This window comes from Vibrio sp. OPT41, assembly GCF_015163595.1.
GTDB lineage: Bacteria > Pseudomonadota > Gammaproteobacteria > Enterobacterales > Vibrionaceae > Vibrio > Vibrio alginolyticus.
Genome location: NZ_JADDYH010000067.1, coordinates 40,710 through 58,561 on the forward strand (window position 1 = coordinate 40,710; position 17,852 = coordinate 58,561).

12 protein-coding genes are annotated in these 17,852 nt (G+C 46.6%); 5 read left to right on the forward strand and 7 right to left on the reverse strand.

The window, feature by feature from the left end; all coding sequences use genetic code 11:
• Positions 1 to 79: 79 nt before the first annotated feature.
• Entirely contained in the window at positions 80 to 1,471 is a 1,392-nt protein-coding gene (locus IQP38_RS21900) for a glycoside hydrolase family 1 protein (RefSeq protein ID WP_064354480.1), read from the reverse strand.
• Positions 1,472 to 1,618: 147 nt separating this feature from the next.
• The gene (locus tag IQP38_RS21905) at positions 1,619 to 3,679 is read right to left on the reverse strand and encodes a sensor histidine kinase (protein WP_193838036.1); all 2,061 of its coding nucleotides are present in this window, start codon (positions 3,677 to 3,679) and stop codon (positions 1,619 to 1,621) included.
• 178 nt (positions 3,680 to 3,857) lie between these two features.
• Here IQP38_RS21905 and IQP38_RS21910 point away from each other — a divergent pair, with 178 nt between their 5' ends.
• The gene (locus IQP38_RS21910) at positions 3,858 to 5,207 is read left to right on the forward strand and encodes a sigma-54-dependent transcriptional regulator (RefSeq protein ID WP_053349389.1); all 1,350 of its coding nucleotides are present in this window, start codon (positions 3,858 to 3,860) and stop codon (positions 5,205 to 5,207) included.
• Positions 5,208 to 5,250: 43 nt separating this feature from the next.
• Here the strand turns inward: IQP38_RS21910 and IQP38_RS21915 are convergent, their stop codons facing one another.
• Together IQP38_RS21915 and brnQ are read right to left on the reverse strand one after the other, a co-directional pair.
• The gene (locus tag IQP38_RS21915) at positions 5,251 to 6,459 is read right to left on the reverse strand and encodes a GGDEF domain-containing protein (protein WP_005374203.1); all 1,209 of its coding nucleotides are present in this window, start codon (positions 6,457 to 6,459) and stop codon (positions 5,251 to 5,253) included.
• A 103-nt stretch (positions 6,460 to 6,562) separates the two neighbouring features.
• Positions 6,563 to 7,873 carry a branched-chain amino acid transport system II carrier protein gene (gene brnQ, locus IQP38_RS21920; RefSeq protein ID WP_047102829.1) on the reverse strand — a complete coding sequence of 437 codons (1,311 nt, stop codon included), beginning with the start codon at positions 7,871 to 7,873 and terminating at the stop codon, positions 6,563 to 6,565.
• Between the two features lie 836 nt (positions 7,874 to 8,709).
• On the opposite strand from brnQ, the gene IQP38_RS21925 reads away from it, so the two are divergent.
• The 3 genes from IQP38_RS21925 to lhgO all read left to right on the forward strand — a co-directional run bounded on the left by IQP38_RS21925 (position 8,710) and on the right by lhgO (position 13,167).
• Positions 8,710 to 9,720, forward strand: coding sequence for a TAXI family TRAP transporter solute-binding subunit (locus IQP38_RS21925; protein ID WP_017635521.1), 1,011 nt, complete (start codon positions 8,710 to 8,712; stop codon positions 9,718 to 9,720).
• An 88-nt stretch (positions 9,721 to 9,808) separates the two neighbouring features.
• Positions 9,809 to 11,932, forward strand: coding sequence for a TRAP transporter permease (locus IQP38_RS21930; protein WP_005374183.1), 2,124 nt, complete (start codon positions 9,809 to 9,811; stop codon positions 11,930 to 11,932).
• An 8-nt stretch (positions 11,933 to 11,940) separates the two neighbouring features.
• On the forward strand, positions 11,941 to 13,167 hold the full coding sequence (lhgO, locus tag IQP38_RS21935; RefSeq protein ID WP_193838037.1) for an L-2-hydroxyglutarate oxidase: 1,227 nt from the start codon (positions 11,941 to 11,943) through the stop codon (positions 13,165 to 13,167).
• Positions 13,168 to 13,214: 47 nt separating this feature from the next.
• On the opposite strand, the gene IQP38_RS21940 is transcribed toward lhgO, so the two are convergent.
• The 3 genes from IQP38_RS21940 to IQP38_RS21950 all read right to left on the reverse strand — a co-directional run bounded on the left by IQP38_RS21940 (position 13,215) and on the right by IQP38_RS21950 (position 16,191).
• The gene (locus tag IQP38_RS21940; protein WP_064369498.1) at positions 13,215 to 13,619 is read right to left on the reverse strand and encodes a hypothetical protein; all 405 of its coding nucleotides are present in this window, start codon (positions 13,617 to 13,619) and stop codon (positions 13,215 to 13,217) included.
• Between the two features lie 174 nt (positions 13,620 to 13,793).
• Positions 13,794 to 14,792: a cytochrome d ubiquinol oxidase subunit II gene (gene cydB, locus IQP38_RS21945; RefSeq protein WP_005374173.1), complete on the reverse strand. Its 999-nt coding sequence runs from the start codon at positions 14,790 to 14,792 to the stop codon at positions 13,794 to 13,796.
• A gap of 10 nt (positions 14,793 to 14,802) precedes the next feature.
• Positions 14,803 to 16,191: a cytochrome ubiquinol oxidase subunit I gene (locus IQP38_RS21950; RefSeq protein WP_017635517.1), complete on the reverse strand. Its 1,389-nt coding sequence runs from the start codon at positions 16,189 to 16,191 to the stop codon at positions 14,803 to 14,805.
• 159 nt (positions 16,192 to 16,350) lie between these two features.
• Between IQP38_RS21950 and IQP38_RS21955 the strand changes: the two genes are divergently transcribed.
• On the forward strand, positions 16,351 to 17,595 hold the full coding sequence (locus tag IQP38_RS21955; RefSeq protein WP_053307135.1) for an NADH:ubiquinone reductase (Na(+)-transporting) subunit B: 1,245 nt from the start codon (positions 16,351 to 16,353) through the stop codon (positions 17,593 to 17,595).
• Positions 17,596 to 17,852 lie beyond the last annotated feature (257 nt).

A 17,852-nucleotide genomic window follows, 5' to 3' on the forward strand; every position in this document is an offset into this window, starting at 1 on the left:
TTAAAATTCAAGCCCTGCAATTGCAGGGCTTGATGGTTTAGGCGAATGCCTAGTTGCACTTTGTACCTAGACAACAGGCTTAGCTTTTCAATGAACCGCCTGAAGTACGAATCACGTCTTGATACCAGAAAAAGCTTTTCTTACGTTTACGTTCTAGCGTTCCTTGCCCATCATCATAACGATCGACATAGATAAAGCCGTAACGTTTGCTCATCTCAGCGGTTGAGTTCGCGACCAAATCGATTGGCCCCCAGCTGGTAAAGCCCATCAACTCAACGCCATCCAGAATCGCTTCGTGTGCTTGCACAAGGTGGTCGTTCAAGTAAGCGATGCGGTAATCATCTTGAATCTCACCGTTTTCATCGATTTCATCACGTGCACCTAAGCCGTTTTCTACGACAAACAGTGGTTTTTGGTAGCGATCGTGAAGGAAGTTCAGCAGAATGCGCAGGCCTTTTGGATCGATCAACCAGCCCCATTGGCTCTTCTCAAGATATGGGTTTGGTACGCTATCGACAATGTTACCCACTTCCTTCTGTTTCGGGTCTGCACTTGCACAGCCACTTGCGTAGTAGCTGAATGAGATGAAGTCGACACTCGCAGACGCAATTTCTTCTAAGTCGCCTGCTTCCATCTGAATTTCAATGCCGTTTTCGCGGAAGTAACGCTTCATGTAGCCAGGGTACTGACCACGTGTTTGCACATCACCGAAGAACAACCACTTGTTGTTTTCATGCATTGCAGCAAGCACGTCATCAGGGTTACAGGTATATGGGTAGTTGATTGCGCCAAGCAGCATGTTACCAATCTTGCCGTTTGGTACGATTTGCTGACACAGTTTTACCGCTTTTGCGTTGGCGACTAGTTGGTGGTGAATCGCTTGGTAAATCTCTTGTTCACTGGCGTCTTCTTGCAAACCAACACCAGTAAATGGTGCGTGTAGAGACATGTTGATTTCGTTGAACGTTAACCACAGCTTCACTTTGTCTTTGTAGCGTTCCAGCACGGTGCGAGCATAACGTTCGAAGAATTCGATGACGCGACGATCGCCCCAACCACCGTAGTTCTCGACCAGTGCGTAAGGCATTTCGTAGTGAGATAATGTCACGAAAGGTTGGATGTTGTGCTCGGCAAGTTCGTCAAAAATTTTATCGTAGAACGCCAAACCTTCTTCGTTAGGTTCTAGTTCGTCCCCGTTCGGGAAGATGCGGCTCCATGCCAAAGAGAGACGCAGACAGTTAAAGCCCATCTCTTTGAACAGCGCGATGTCTTCTGGGTAGCGATTGTAGAAGTCGATCGCCACGTCTTTGATACCCGGTGTACGCTCTTCACGGGTTTGATGCGGACTCAAAATACCGTTTGGCAGCATGTCTGATGTCGATAACCCTTTACCCCCAAGGTTGTACGCCCCTTCTACTTGGTTTGCAGCAATGGCACCGCCCCAAAGAAAATGTTCAGGAAACTTAATCATGTTTCTCACTCTTTATCGTTCGGAAGTTATTCGTCTTATTTGCTTGAGAATAGTGTAGGTCAAGGAGGGATTCTTGTATCGAGATCGTGTTTTTCTCAAACAGCGGGGATGCCTAGTTCTAATGATGATTTTGTAATCAATATCACCTTAGGCTGATTTGAACAATAAAGTGAAAGTCAGCCCATTTTGTTCATTCTTATGCACAGTAATTTGTCCGTTCATATCACGCATATTGTTGGCCGTAATCGCTAAACCCAGCCCCAATCCTTCACCAATTTTCTTTGAGGTTTGGAAGGGTTCGAACATGGATTCAAGCATCTCATCCGACACGCCGCAGCCATTATCACTGATGATCAGTTCGACCTGATTGCTGGTTGGGTTGACGATCAAGCTGAGCTGCGGGTTGGTGGTATTGTTCATTGCGTCTAGCGCATTCGAGACAAGATTACCGAGCACCTGAAGCAGTCGTTGTTCTTCACCCATGATATTAGGTAAATCATGAGGAACGCGCACACGCACATCCACCTTGTCTAATTGGGATTGATAAACGCGTAAGGTCTCTTCGAGTGCGGAGGTAAGAGAAATCGCCTGTAGGCTTTCTGGTTTGTTGTAGGCGAACGTCTTTAACTGACTGGTCATGCTTGCCATGCGATCAATCAGCTTCTGCACCAATACGTTGTTGGCTTTCATCATCTCGGTTTCACCGCGTTCCGCTAGTAGCTCGTTCGTGGTGAGCAGGGTGCGCAAGCCCGTCAGTGGCTGATTGAGCTCATGAGTGATCGCGCTCGACATGCGACCCAAGGCGGCCATTTTGCTCGATTCAATCAACTGGCTTTGTGCTTCTTTTAGCGCTTGAGTTCGCTCTTCAACTCGCTGCGCCAGTTCTTGGTTGACCTGTTGCAGTGATTGCTCGGCTTTTTTCCGCTTGCTGATGTCGATGATCGTCGCAAGGAAATACTGCTCGCCATGCCAAGGGAAACTGGTCAGTGAGAACAAGACAGGGAAGACGCTACCGTCACTGCGTCTGGCAATGGTTTCGACCGTGCTGATCTCTGCGAGCTCTTTATGCTTAGGCAGGTCCTTTAGTAACTTAAGTGTGGTGGAATTGGGATTGCCTGCATCGAATAACTCCCAAGCAAAAGCATGTCGATTGACGCTTTCTGGCAAACAGAACAAGCGCTTTGCCATTGGGTTGAGATCGAACAGTTGCCCTTGTTCATCAATCAATAGCAAACCAACGTGGGTCTTATTGATCATCTGTTTCAAGCGGCATTGGGACTCTTCCAACAGGGCTTGAATTCGTTGTTGGTTGATGTGCTTTTGGCGACGTTGTAGACCAATGATGACGAGTAATACAACCAATAAGAGCAACACAGCGACGCTCCAACCAATCACGTTGATGGTTTGTTGAATCGGCTTAGAAGGGGTGAGGTAGCTTACGTACCAATTCAAATCATCCAATTTAACGGTGTGCGCAAAATAGCGTTGCTGGTTGAGCGTCCACACACTGATATTGGTGTTGTCGTATAAGCGTTGCGTTTCTAACTGAACGGTGTTGCTCGGTTCGTTAAACCAGTCAGCGTTATAAAGCGCGCTACTCGATAGGAAAAAGCGTTGTTGACGATTCTGCAACGTGATGATGTCTTGGCTAGTAATGGTCTGTTCGGTCAACAAGCTAAGGTTGATTTGCACCACCACAATGCCAGCGATATCCAGACCATCGTAGATAGGGGCTGCAAGATAATACAATGGGCTCGAACCTTTGGTTTTGTTCACCAAGGAAACACCGCCGCCTTGGTTGTGAATTTGTTCCACAATGGCTTTTCGGTCAGACAGGCTAAAGCGCTCTTCGATTAAACTCGAGACCAATACTTCGCCAGAGTTAGACAGGATTAGCCAACCTTCCGTATTGGCGGCTTTATCTAGCTGAGTCAGTTGGGTTTGCAATGGCTCGTAATAAGTCAGATTCCCTTTCACAAACGCGATGGTTTCTGGGTTATTGGTTACGAGGTAAGGTAAGTGGTAGAAGCGTTTGAGTGCACGGCGAACTTCACCAATATAGTCGAGTAGTTTTTGTTGAGCTTCGGTTTGAGTTTGTACACTCAACCACTGACGGGCAACCTCTCTGCTGGCGCTATAGCAAGACAACATCAGCACTGCCGCAATTGCGACCACAAGCCATGTTTTGCCATTCCTTTTGCGCTGCATACCGACTCCATTCAGCTAGTGCGTTCTCACCAACAGTCATTAAAGAGTGCGCCTAACTGGTTGGATGTTAAAGACTTGTAAGCAAGAAGTGAGATCTAGCTCCTTTTCTCCTCAGTGGTTTTTGCTACCGTTAATAAAGATCGATTTCTTTCCCACCCCATAAAGCAGGCAGTAACTCATGGCTTTTGACGACATCCCTAAAATTGCACTTATCGAAGACGATGACATTGTTCGTCAGGCTACCAGCCAATGGCTGCAACTGGCGGGGTTCGATGTGACCTCATTCAGTTTAGGCGAAGAGGGCAAAGCGGCCATTCTGAGCCAAGAATTTGATGCGATTGTCAGTGACGTTCGCCTGCCAGACACCGATGGTTTGTCGATACTAGAAAGCCTGATTGCCAATCACGTCCCAACGCCAGTTATCTTGATCACCGGACATGGTGACGTCGATATGGCAGTAGGGGCGTTACAAAACGGTGCGTTCGATTTTATTGAGAAACCTTTCCAACCTGAGCGTTTATCCCAACGAGTAACCGAAGCGGTCGAGAGCTATCGCGCACAAACGTCTACTCAAGATCGCCAAGAGTACCTATCTAGCGTTAGCGGCTTAGAAGAGGTGTTGATTGGGCGAAGCCGAGTGATGCAACAGCTTAGAGAACAAGTAGCCAAGTTAGCACGCATTGATACTAACGTGATCATTTACGGCGAAACAGGTTGTGGTAAAGAGCTGGTGGCGACCAGTTTGCATAATGAAAGCCAACGCAGATCCTATCATTTTGTGCCAATCAACTGTGGCGCTATTCCTGAGAACCTGTTTGAAAGTGAGCTGTTTGGGCATGAAGCAGGGGCATTTACCGGAGCGGGTAAAAAGCGCATTGGTAAGTTGGAATACGCGGATAAAGGCACTTTATTCTTTGATGAAATCGAGAGTATGCCGCTGTCCATGCAGGTGAAAGTGTTGCGTTCATTACAGGAACATACGGTAGAGCGCGTTGGGGGCAACCAACAGATCTCAGTTGATTTGAGAGTGATCGCCGCCGCGAAAGAAGATCTCAATGATCATGACGAGTTTCGTCAGGATTTGTACTATCGTCTTAATGTGGCGCAGATCTATTTGCCACCGCTACGTGAGCGAGAAGAAGATGCGTTGATCTTGTTCGAACACTTTGCTCTGAAAAGTAATCCTGAGAGTCGTCTGCTGAGTGAAGCCGATAGAAAGGCCATTCTTGCTTACTCTTGGCCCGGTAACGTACGTGAGCTTAGGAATGTAGCGATGCGTTTTGCATTGGATGAAACCGTCTCTGTGATGGAAATTCTCTCCAGTCGACCATCCTCAACAACCGAAGAGACGCATGCGGGCGTGCCGTTGGCGATTCAGCTACATAACTTTGAACGTAAGGTGCTACATGATTCTTTAGTCAGGCATCATGGACGCATCAATGAGGTGATGCAGGAGTTGGATTTACCACGTCGAACCCTTAACCAAAAGATGCAGAAGTTTGGTTTGAATCGCTCCGACTATACTTAGTGCGATTTCTAGCTAATTCGAAATTACTGGCATAACAAACACGTTATGCGCTTTTGGCTGGAGCTGGGACAAACTTATAATTTAGGTCTTTCCCTTCTCCAAACAAGGTAACGAGGTTCCTTCCAGTATGTTTAGAGCTATATAGCGCTTCGTCTGCTTCAGCAAGCGCCTCTTGAAGTGATTGCCCCTCAGATAACTGACTGATACCAAAGCTCATGGTCACTTCAGTTTTAAATGATTGCAAAGCGGTTTCAGTTTCGACCGCAAGGCGAATTTGCTCTGCGACAATTTTGGCTTGTTGTGCTTTTTCGAGCAAAACAATCATGAACTCGTCACCACCAAATCGCACAATGCAGGCTGACTCAGGAAGATGCTTTTTAAAAATAGTGGAGATCGTTGCCATGACGGAGTCGCCAACCGTGTGACCATAGTGATCATTAATCGCTTTGAACTTGTCGACATCAGTCATAATAATGCTGATTGCTTGGCTTTTTTTATGTGCTTTACTAACCAAGTTTGGAACGATTTCTTCCATGGCTCGACGATTATATAGCCCTGTGAGTGCATCTAAATGAGAGAGATCATTTATGGATTGCACCAAGCGTCCGTTAATTAACCACAGCATACTAAAGCTCAAAGCAACGATCAGGCAGATGCTAAATAAGAAAGTCAGCTGATGGATAAGGCCTGCGACCATAAAACTTGGTAACTCACCTGAAAAAGTACTCCAAAGCGCCCTAAATCCCATAAAAAAACTAAATCCAAAGAAAGAGTAAGCCATTGCTTTAACAGGGAGCTTTAAGTCCTTTTGGGTACCTTTAAGCATGGCGACACCACTAAAGAAGGTGACGATACAAATATACATGCTCAGATAAATAATGCGGCTTTTGATAGAAGGGTCATGGAAGGTGAAATAGTAAAATGAACCACTGAAAACAGGTGTTAACAAGGTAAGACAGTGAGCCAATTTTAAAGGATATTGACGAAAAATGCTTACGCTATATAGCGTAAGCAAGAAGCCGACTAATATGAGAGTGTTGGCTATGACGATGGTCAGCCAGTCTGGCGCAGAGCCTCTAAAGCCAAGTAAAAAAGGGCCTAAACCAATAAACAGTAGTGATATCGAGAAGGTTTTTAAGCCTTTGACTCTACCCTGAGTGTATTGATAACAAAGCAGACTAATAGAGTAAATGCAAGAGAACAGAATAACGATAAAGTTCAGTGTTCTGATGTCTAGATACTGATTATCCATAGGCGACCCATATCAATCTTTCATTCAGGCAACTCCTTTGCCTGATATCAATAAGCGAGCTACATAGTAACGCACTTATTGAGCGATGTCTTATGTTAAACGGCTATTCATTCACCAGCTCGAATTGTTCGGTTTGGTTGGTTTTCGTCGTAAACAGCAGACCAACAATCATCATAAATACGCTAGGCACAATCCAGCTAGCAAAGTCATTGTACAGAGGCATGTAATTACCCATCCACTCATCAGTGGAACTTGGCATGTAACCTAGGATGTGCAGCGCATCAACACAACCAAACGTTAGAGCAGTGAATGCGGTTGCTACCACCATGATTTGCGACATCTTGTTGCGCACTGGTGCCATGATCATCAACGCAATCGCGACTGGGTGAAGCGCCACAACCGCTGGCAATGTGATAGCCAATAGTTGCTCTAGACCTACGTTGGCGATCAAACCAGCCAATACCATGGTCGTGATAACGCAGCCTTTGTAGTTCACTTTGCTGAAAGTGTTGTCGTAGAACTCACTGCCTGCGGTGGTTACGCCGATAGCAGTAGTCAAACACGCCAATACCATCACGGCACCTAGTAGTAGTGAACCAAACGCGCCGAAGTGGCTGAAGGTGAATGCCGTTAAAATGTCGCCACCATTGCTGAACTCAGAACCCAAGTATGAGCTTGTCGAGCCAATGTAAGCCAATGAGATGTAAACAAACGCCATGGCAACCGCGTACATCAAAGCTGCGATTAGCGTGTATTTTGCGGTGGCTTTCGGGCAATCCACACCCATGCTGCGAATCGCGCGGAAGATAATCCAACCAAAACCGATAGAACCTAATGCATCCATGGTCATGTAACCTTGGGTTAAGCCTTCAGCAAATGCGCCAGATACGTATGGTCCCGTTGCGGCAGTTAGCTCACCTGCAGGAGAAACCAAAGCCGTCACAGACATGATGATCAAGATTACCATCAAGGCAGGCGTTAAGATCTTGCCTAGGTTGTCGACCAACTTACCCGGATATAGAGCAAATAGAATGGTGATAGCACAGAAGGCAATAGTGAAAGGCACCAAAGCGGCATCACCAAACATTGGCGCAAAGCTGAATTGATAAGCGACGGTAATCGCACGTGGGATTACGAACGCAGGGCCAATCACAATAAATACCATCACCCAAAAACTTGTCGCCAAAGGTTTAGGCAGGGCAGCGGTTAATTTGTCTGAACCGTTTACGATAGCCACCATCACCAGTGCCATCGCAGGCAGACCAACACCCGTTAAGAGGAAGCCAGACATCCCGCTCAGAAAGTTTTCACCTGCTTGGTAACCCAAAAATGGAGGGAAGATCAGGTTACCTGCGCCTAAGTACATGGCGAAAGTCATGAAGCCCAAAGCGGCGATATTGCGTGCGCTTAACATTGTTATTCCTCTTATGTTTCGCTTGGAAGAAACTGAAAGGAATGGGAGGAGTATGTGGTGTTCCCGTCAGCTTCTTCTCAAGCTGACAGAAAGTTTAGATATAGCCTGTCAGCTCTGAATCAGTTTCAGAGAGAGCAGGAGGATCGCAGCAGCAACGCCAGATGGGCGTTTTAAAGCGAATTGTAATTGCGCAGTTGCTGACATGGGTGATCCTTAATGACGAAAAAATACCAAGGAATACGTTTGCCTTGGTGTGTTGTTACCCTAACGAACATAGGGCCATTGGCACAACCCCGAAGTAGAAAATAAGTTGATACGGTCAATGTTTGTTTCTGAACTGGTGGATCGAGCTGCTTTTTAAATTCAAAATTAGAATAAATGACTTTTCATTTCTGTAACATGGCTTGCTTTGCTGTATTTTTGTGCTATTTGTAGTCGTTTAGGCTATAAACCTCAGCTGATAAAGTGAGCAGCTTAGAATGATACGCTTTTTGTTTTTATTGTTAAAATGCTCACTAGTTGCAGTTCAATCCAAAATCACGTCGGCAAAATATTGCTTATTAGCGAATTAGGCATTTGTTTCGTATTGATCACATTTTATTAACCTTTTGCGATCTAGGCGTGTAACCTTCTTCTCTTCAATGAGCAAGATCTTGCTCATTACTTTGCTATCAAATCAGCATGATTTTGCTCATTTTTGATGTATTTCAGCACTTAGTTCAATAAATACAAAGGGTTAAAAGTTGGCATTTCAATTGCTCTAGGGAATGTGTTGTTAATAAAGATTTAACATGATGTAAATCCCCAATCGTGAAACGACTACACGGAGAGTAATAATGAAAATGAATAAGCTGGTAAAAGCTTTGGCTGTCGCTGTGACTTCTTTTGGTATTGCTGCTAACGCTGCGGCAGAAGATCGTAGCTACATTCTTGCAACGGCATCGACAGGTGGTACTTACTACCCTGTGGGCGTAGCGTTGGCGACGTTAAGCAAAGTGAAATTGGCACCAAAGCACCACTTCTCCCTTTCTGCAATCAGCTCTGCGGGCTCTGGTGAAAACGTCAAACTGCTGAACGAAAATGAAGCACAGTTCGCGATTCTACAAGGTCTTTACGGTGCATGGGCTTGGTCTGGTGAAGGTCCTTATGAGAAGAGCGGTCGCCAAGAGCAGCTGCGTTCAGTCTCTATGCTGTGGCAAAACGTTGAGCACTTTATTGTTCGCTCTGACTTAGCAAAAACTGGCACGGTGACTGACCTGAACAACCTAGATGGCAAGAAGTTCTCTATCGGTAAGAAGAACTCTGGTACTGAGAACTCGGGTCGCCAAATCATGAAAGGTCTGAAGGTCGACCCTGATAAATTCAATCTTGCTTACATGGGTTACGGCGGCAGTGCGAGCGCACTTCAAAACGGCACCATTGACGGCATGAACACGCCTGCGGGTGTACCTGTTGGTGCGGTCACTCAAGCTTTTGCTGCGTTGGGTAAAGACATTTCGATCCTTTCGTTTACTGACGAGCAAATCAAAGAGGCGAACGGCAACTACAACCTATGGACGAAGTACGAGATCCCTGCGAACACGTATCCAGGTCTAGATAAGCCGATCACCACCATTGCACAGCCTAACTTCTTGGCAGTTCGTGAAGATATCTCGGAAGAGGACGTTTACCAGCTAACCAAAGCGATCTACGAGAACCTGCCTTTCCTACAAGGCATCCACAAAGCAACAAAAGCAATGGCGATTGAGAAAGCGATCGCTGGCTTGCCAGTGCCTCTTCACCCAGGTGCGGTGCGTTACTACAAAGAAATGGGCATCGAAATCCCATCAGACCTAATGGCGAAATAACGCCAACTTCGCCCCGAGTTTCGGCTCGGGGCATTTTATCCCTACCGATTTCTAAGATGGAAAAAGCCGCCAGAGCTTGGAGTATGAGATGAGCGACTCAATAGAAAAGGAATTGCAGAAATTTGAGCTGCCCACGCGCACTGATTTTCCGTGGGTAACCACCACAATCACAGTGTTTGGCGTGGTGTTGTCTGCTTTGCACATTTGGTTTAATACCTTATCGACGTTACCAGAGTTATGGATTTCCGCGACCCACTTTGCTGGCTTTGCGGTGATTTGTGCGCTTTGGTATCCGGCTCATATCTCTCTCAAGCAGAGTAAGCTTGCACTCGGTATCGATGTGTTAATTGCTATGGGCGCGGTCGCGTGTTTGCTCTACATTCCCTATGCCGAAGATGCGCTGTACGAACGTGGCGTCAAGTTCGTGACCAGCGATTGGGTCTTCGCCATCATGGCAATCCTGATTGTGATTGAGCTTATCCGACGCACCATGGGTTGGTTTATTCCAGTGCTGATTGTGGTGTGTCTGAGCTACGTTGTGCTTTGGGGTAAGTGGGCGACAGGTATTTTCCACTTCCCGGGTTTGAGCATGGAAACCTTGCTCTACCGTAGCTTCTATTCTTCTGAGGGCATGTTTGGCTCTATCTCGCGCATCAGTTGGACTTTCGTATTCATGTTCATTCTGTTTGGTGCGTTTCTTGTTCGCTCTGGTGTTGGTGATTACATCATCAATGTGGCACGTGCTGCGGCTGGTAAAATCATCGGTGGTCCCGGTTTTATCGCAGTGATTGGCTCGGGATTGATGGGCTCAGTATCTGGATCTAGTGTGGCAAATACGGTTTCAACCGGTGTTATCAGTATTCCTTTGATGCAAAAAGCAGGTTTTCCTTCGCGCTTCGCGGCGGGCGTTGAAGCAGCGGCATCGACAGGTGGTCAGTTGATGCCACCAGTGATGGGCGCGGGTGCTTTCATCATGGCGTCTTACACGCAAATTCCTTATGTTGATATTATTGCCGTTTCTTTCATTCCTGCTCTTATCTATTTCTTGTCTGTGGCGTTCTTTGTGCGTATCGAAGCCAAACGCAGCGGCGTTCAAAAAATCACGACCAGCGATGAATCTCTACTGAAAGTGTTGATCAGCGGTTGGCACAATCTTATCCCACTGGCGGTATTGGTTACTTTGTTGGTTCAAGGCTTTACGCCAACTTACGCTGCTGGCTTGTCGATCATTTCTGTGGTGGTGGCTTCTTGGTTCTCGAAAGATCACAAGATGGGACCAAAAGCGATCATCGAAGCGCTATCGCAAGGTGCGAAAAACATGGCGACAACCGCTGTATTGCTGGTGGGTATCGGTTTGGTGATCAACGTGATCAGTACAACGGGCATCGGCAACACCTTCTCATTGATGATCGACGGTTGGGCGAATGGCGACTTGTTCATCATGATCGTTCTGATTGCGCTCGCTTCTCTTGTTTTGGGTATGGGTTTACCTGTTACAGCGGCGTATATTGTGTTGGGCACACTGTCTGCCCCTGCGCTTTACAAGTTGATTGCGGAAAACCAATTGCTTGAATTGATGGTGTCGGGTCAATTGCCAGAACAAGCAAAAGCCATCTTCATGTTGGCGGCGCCAGAAAAGTTGGAACTTCTTAATGCACCAATGGCGTTGGAAACTGCGAAAGAAATGGTGGCGTTAGTACCTGCAGACTTTATGGAAACCCTACTAGAGCAAAGTTTGGGTATGGAAGCGGTAGGCTTGGCATTGCTGGCTGCTCACCTCATCATCTTTTGGTTATCGCAAGACAGTAACGTTACGCCACCAGTGTGTTTGACCGCTTTTGCAGCAGCAACCATCGCCAAAACACCACCGATGCGCACTGGTTTGATGGCGTGGAAAATCGCCAAAGGTTTGTATCTTGTACCGCTACTTATTGCCTATACAGGCTTGGTCAGTTGGGATGTGACGTCGGTAATTACCGTAGGCTTCTTTGCCATCATCGGTACCTATGCATTGATTGGTGCGATTGAAGGCTACTTGGAAGGTCCTCTAAACATTCTGACGCGTCTCTTGTTGGTAGTGGTGGGTACATTGCTGGTTTGGCACGATATCCCAATGTTGGTTCGTGTGGCAAGCTGTGCGGTATTTGTCGCGGTGTTCATTTACAGTGGTCGCAAGTTCAAATTGCAACAATCTCAACTATCGGTTTTATAAGAGGTCGTATGAAATCAGTCTATGACTACATCATTGTTGGTGGCGGTATCGTTGGTGTGTCGACAGCATGGCAACTACAGCAACGTCATCCAGACAAATCCATTTTATTGGTTGAGAAAGAGTCCGGTTTTGCCAAGCACCAAACCGGACACAATAGCGGCGTGATTCATGCTGGGGTGTACTACGCTCCGGGCAGCTTAAAAGCGGATTTTTGTAAGCGTGGGGTAGAGCGAACCATTTCGTTCTGTGCTGAGCACGATATTCCGGTGGAGAACTGTGGCAAGTTATTGGTTGCGACCAATGAGCAAGAAGTCGAACGCATGAATGCCCTCTATGAGCGCTGCCATGTCAACGGCATCGACGTAAAGCTACTCGATGAAGTTCAACTCAAACTGGCTGAGCCAAACATCACTGGCTTGGGTGCGATTTATGTCAAAACCACTAGCATTGTTGATTATCGTTTGGTCACTGAGCAGATGGCGGAAGAGTTCAAAAAGCTCGGCGGTCAAATCAGCCTGAGAACCAAAGTGGTGGCTGCCGAAGAGAAGGATGAAGAAGTCCAACTGACCTGCATTTCAGACGGTCAAACGATGCAGCTTAATACCAAGTTCTTGGTTACTTGCAGTGGCTTGATGGCGGATCGCATGACTAAGATGATGTCTATTCCGACCGATTTCCAAATCATCCCTTATCGTGGTGAATACTACCGCTTAGATAGCAAACACGACCGAGTGGTGAATCATCTTATTTATCCAATTCCAGACCCTGATTTGCCATTCTTGGGCGTCCACCTGACTCGCATGATTGATGGCAGTGTGACTGTTGGTCCAAATGCGGTTCAAGGCTGGAAGCGGGAAGGGTACGACAAGGTTAACTTCAGCTTGCAAGATACCATGCAAATGCTCAGTTTCTCCGGCTTTTGGAAGGTGACACAAAAGCATCTAAAAACCGGATTGGATGAGTTTAAGAACTCGTGGTGGAAGCCGGGCTATCTCAAGTTGGTCAACAAATATTGCCCAAGCATCAAGGTAGAAGATCTCAAACCATATCCTGCGGGTATTCGTGCGCAAGCAGTGTTATCCGACGGAACCTTGGTTCATGACTTCTTGTTTGCCGAGAGCGCAAGAAGCTTACACGTTTGCAACGCCCCCTCTCCTGCAGCGACATCTGCAATGCCTATTGGAGAGTGCATTTGCGATAAAGTGAATGAGAAGATAGAAGCGAAAACGGTATAAAACAAAGGCGACGCAACTGTCGCCTTTGTTTTATTTGAATCTGGGGATTAGGAGTCGCCATCTTTAGGGCAGAGTTCCCCTTTCTTGGCGTGTCTTTCTATCATGTAATCGCCTCGGGCACTGTGCAATACAATTGCATTCCAGACTTGACCATCTTGCAACTCGAACTCAAACGCATAATGGGTGCCGCCGACCATTTTCGTTCTCACCTCATGAATTGCTTTCAATTTATCATCGGCATTCATTTGATAAAGCACCATGTTGAGTGAGCGTCTGGCGTCAGGAGTTGCTTCAGCAAGTTGCCAATGGCCCTGCTCGTCTGTTGCGGAGCAAATAGACCGCATTTTACTTTTCATGGCGGATGACATCTGCTTGTCTACGGCCAATGCATTTGGTGAAAACAGTGGAACCGTCAAAAGAATCAAAGTTACCAGAAACCGCTTTAAGGTCATAAAAACACTCCGTTGTTTTACTCTTGCTTGAGTATAGACCTCAATGGCTTCAGATGTGGTGCAGTCGACTCTGGGCCTACAATATCGCAGTTCGTATCAACGAACTGATGATAAACAAGGCGACCACGCTTGCCAGCCAAATGCCAATGAACCACAAAATGGGCTTTAGTTTCATCAGTGATATCCTTCTCCACGTTTCATCTTGCCGCGGAACACCCAGTACGAATAAGCCGTGTAGGCTATGATCAGAGGAAGTAATACCACCGCACCGGCAAGTAAAAATGCCAAACTTTTGTCTGGCGCGGCGACGTCTTGATAAGTGAGTGCGAATGGGACCAAGTAAGGGAATGTACTGACACCGAAACCCATCGCGGACACAAGAAACAGGCCGATCGCAAGAACGTAGGCTCGGACGGCTTTGTGGTCGAGTAAGGCTTTGAATAACTGCCAAATAAGTGCCGCTGCAATAATTGGTAAAATGAAAAACAGTAGCGAGTTTGGTAATGAGAACCAACGTTCAAATACGATATTTTGGCTCAATGGCAGCCACAAACTGGCGATGAATATACAGGCTACCATCGCTAGCCCCCATCGTCGCGCGACCACGTAATAGCGCCCCATCAGCTCTTCTGGAAGCTTGATTAATAACCAGCATGAACCGAGCAGAATATAAGCACAAACAAGCGCCAAGCCACAAAATACGCTAAATGGTGAAAGCCAATCAAACCATCCACCTGCGTATGCTCGTTCACTAACCTCTATACCTTGGAGCAGGGTTCCGAGCATAATGCCTTGCATCAATGCTGCGGTGAGTGAACCAATGAAAAAAGCGCTATCCCATAAAAACTTTCCGCGTTGTGTTCGGAAGCGATACTCAAAAGAAACCCCGCGCAGAATTAATCCGAGCAGCATTAAAATCAGAGGAGCATAGAGTGCTGGCATAATGACCGCGTAGGCGAGGGGGAACACGGCAAAAAGCCCACCACCGCCAAGAACTAGCCAAGTTTCATTCCCATCCCAAACAGGAGCGATGCTGTTCATCATCATGTCGCGCTCTTCATCGTCATTAGCGCTGAGGAATAGGATACCAATACCGAGATCAAAGCCATCTAACACGACATAAATCAGAACGGCGAGCCCAATCAAAGCGTACCAAATTAATGCGTAATCCATGAGTTAGCTCCTAGGTTAGATGGTTAGAATGTGTGATGGCATCAGTTTTCGTGCCATCAGGAAGTCGGCTATCTAGACCTTCTTCATATCGAGTTGGAGACTTGCGCATCAAACGTAGGAGATAGAAGAAGCCAGCTCCAAAAACCACAAAGTAAACCACGATGAACGCCGTCAGGGAGACGCTCACCGCGGCGGCATCAATAGGCGATGCCGAATTGGCTGTGGTTAAAAGACCGTATACGGTGTAAGGCTGTCGACCTACTTCGGTAGTTATCCAGCCTGCTAAAACTGCAATGAACCCCGCTGGGGCAAACAGCACACAAATACGTTGAAGTGCCCTCGAATCAAAAAGTTTGCGACGTTTTCTTAGCCAAAGGCTCCACAAACCAATAACAAGCATGCCAAAACCAAGCGCGACCATGACTCGGAAAGACCAGAAAACGATAGAGACAGGAGGGTGTTCCTCCTCTGGAAAAGCATCTAATCCCTTCACTTCACCGTTGAGGTCATGAGTTAAAATCAAACTACCGAGTTTGGGGATTTCCAGTGCGTATTCCATGCGTTTTTCTTCATCGTTAGGGATACCGAAGAGGATCAATGGCGCGCCTTGGTGAGACTCATAGTGCCCTTCCATCGCGGCGACTTTGGCGGGTTGATGTTCAAGGGTGTTTAAACCATGCATGTCTCCAGCAACGATTTGAATTGGTGTCACGATGGCAGCCATCCACATTGCCATCGAGAACATAATTCTGGCTAGAGGGTTATGGTTTGCTTTTAGTAAGTGATAAGCGGCAACGCCGGCTACAACAAAGGCAGTAGTAAGGTAAGCGGCGAGCAACATATGAACGAGCCGGTAAGGGAAGGAAGGGTTGAAGACAATCGCCCACCAGTCTTCTGGGATAAACTGTCCGGCTTCGTTGATACTGTAGCCCGCTGGTGTTTGCATCCAACTATTAACCGAAAGTATCCAAAACGCAGACAAAAACGTCCCGAATGCAACAATACAAGTCGCGGCGAAGTGAAGCTTCTTACCCACCTTATCCATACCGAAAAGCATCACGCCTAAAAACCCCGCTTCGAGGAAAAACGCAGTAAAAACTTCATAACCCATTAGCGGGCCCAGGATTGGGCCTGTTTTGTCGGCAAACACGCTCCAGTTAGTACCGAATTGATAGCTCAACACGATGCCACTCACCACACCCATACCAAAACTGATGGCAAAGATTTTGAGCCAGTACTTATAGATTTGCATGTACTGTTTGTTGCCCGTTTTTAAGTACAAGCCCTCTAATACAGCGAGATAACTTGCCAAACCAATCGTAAAAGCTGGAAAAATAATGTGGAAAGAGACAGTAAAGGCAAATTGGAATCTAGCTAGGTCAATGGCGAGTGTGTCCATGAGCGGTCCCTTTTTCGTTGGATAAACTGTTCGCCGGATTTAAAGAGGAGACAGAAGAGTGGCGAACAAGGTGAAATACGAAGAAGGAAGACGAAGAGATTAAAAAACGATCGCTTTTTACACATGTGCGTACCATCTTTTAGATAAAGGAGGAGCGTTATGAGCCTTAAACATTACTTTGAGAAAGCGACACCTAAGTTTGGTCCAGGTGGGAAGTATCACAAGTTCTACCCACTTTTCGAAGCTGTCGAAACCATTTTTTACACGCCTGGTAAGGTAAACCAGGGCATGACTCACGTTCGAGATAGCATCGATTTAAAACGTATTATGATCATGGTGTGGCTGGCGGTCTTCCCTGCCATGTTCTGGGGTATGTACAACATAGGCCAGCAAGCGAGTTATGCCTTGTTGTACGGAATGGATCAAGCCTCAGCTCAGCAAGCGCTTGTTTCTTCATGGCAACTGAGTTGGGTATGGGGCTCGTTAGATGCGGTTTCACAAGCGGGGTGGGGAAGTAAAATGTGGCTTGGTGCTACTTACTTTCTCCCGGTTTATGCGACGGTGTTTATCGTTGGTGGTTTCTGGGAAGTTCTGTTTGCTATTGTGCGAAAGCATGAGGTAAATGAAGGTTTTTTTGTCAGCTCTATACTCTTTGCGCTGATCCTTCCTCCGACAATTCCACTATGGCAAGCGGCTTTAGGTATCACTTTCGGTATTGTTGTGGCGAAGGAGATTTTCGGTGGTACTGGACGAAACTTCCTAAATCCAGCTTTAGCAGGGCGCGCGTTCTTATACTTTGCCTATCCTGCCAACATGTCCGGTGGTGCCGTGTGGGTTGCGGCTGATGGTTACTCTGGCGCTACTCCACTTAGCCAATGGTATGAAGGAGGGCAAAGTGCTTTGATAAATAATATGACGGGAGAGCCAATTTCATGGGGAGATGCTTTTGTTGGTAATTTACCAGGCTCGATGGGTGAAGTCTCCACGTTGTTGATCGCACTAACAGGCTTGGTTCTCATCTTTATGAAGATTGCATCGTGGAGAATTGTTGCGGGCGTGTTGGTCGGTTTAATCGGAGCTTCATTACTATTGAATGCGATCGGTTCAGACTCTAACCCCATGTTCTCCATGCCGTTCTACTGGCACTTCGTGATTGGTGGGGTTGCGTTTGGTACCTTCTTTATGGCGACAGACCCTGTCTCGGCAGCTTTTACCAATAACGGGAAATGGGCATACGGACTATTAATCGGCGTGATGACGATTTTTATCCGAGTGCTGAACCCGGCTTATCCAGAAGGCATCATGTTAGCGATTCTATTTGCTAACTTATTCGCGCCACTTTTCGATTACCTAGTCAAAGAAAGTAATATCAAACGCAGAATGAAAAGGGCGAGACCTTCTTAAAATGAGGGTGACCTCACTGAAAATTGATTGAAAACTGCACTATATTGAAAAGGTCAGAGACATGGGGTTTCTGACTTTTTATTTTTATCAGGAGGACGAAGACGATGAGAATAAAGGATATTCTCGATAGCCGTTTGGTGCTGTCGTTCTGGTATAACCTAGACTACTGCTTGTCTCTTCTTAGTAAAATCTCTTCTCGTTGATTTCCTCAATGCAATCGCATTGAAAAGCATTCTATCTATTTGTTTTTTAGTCTT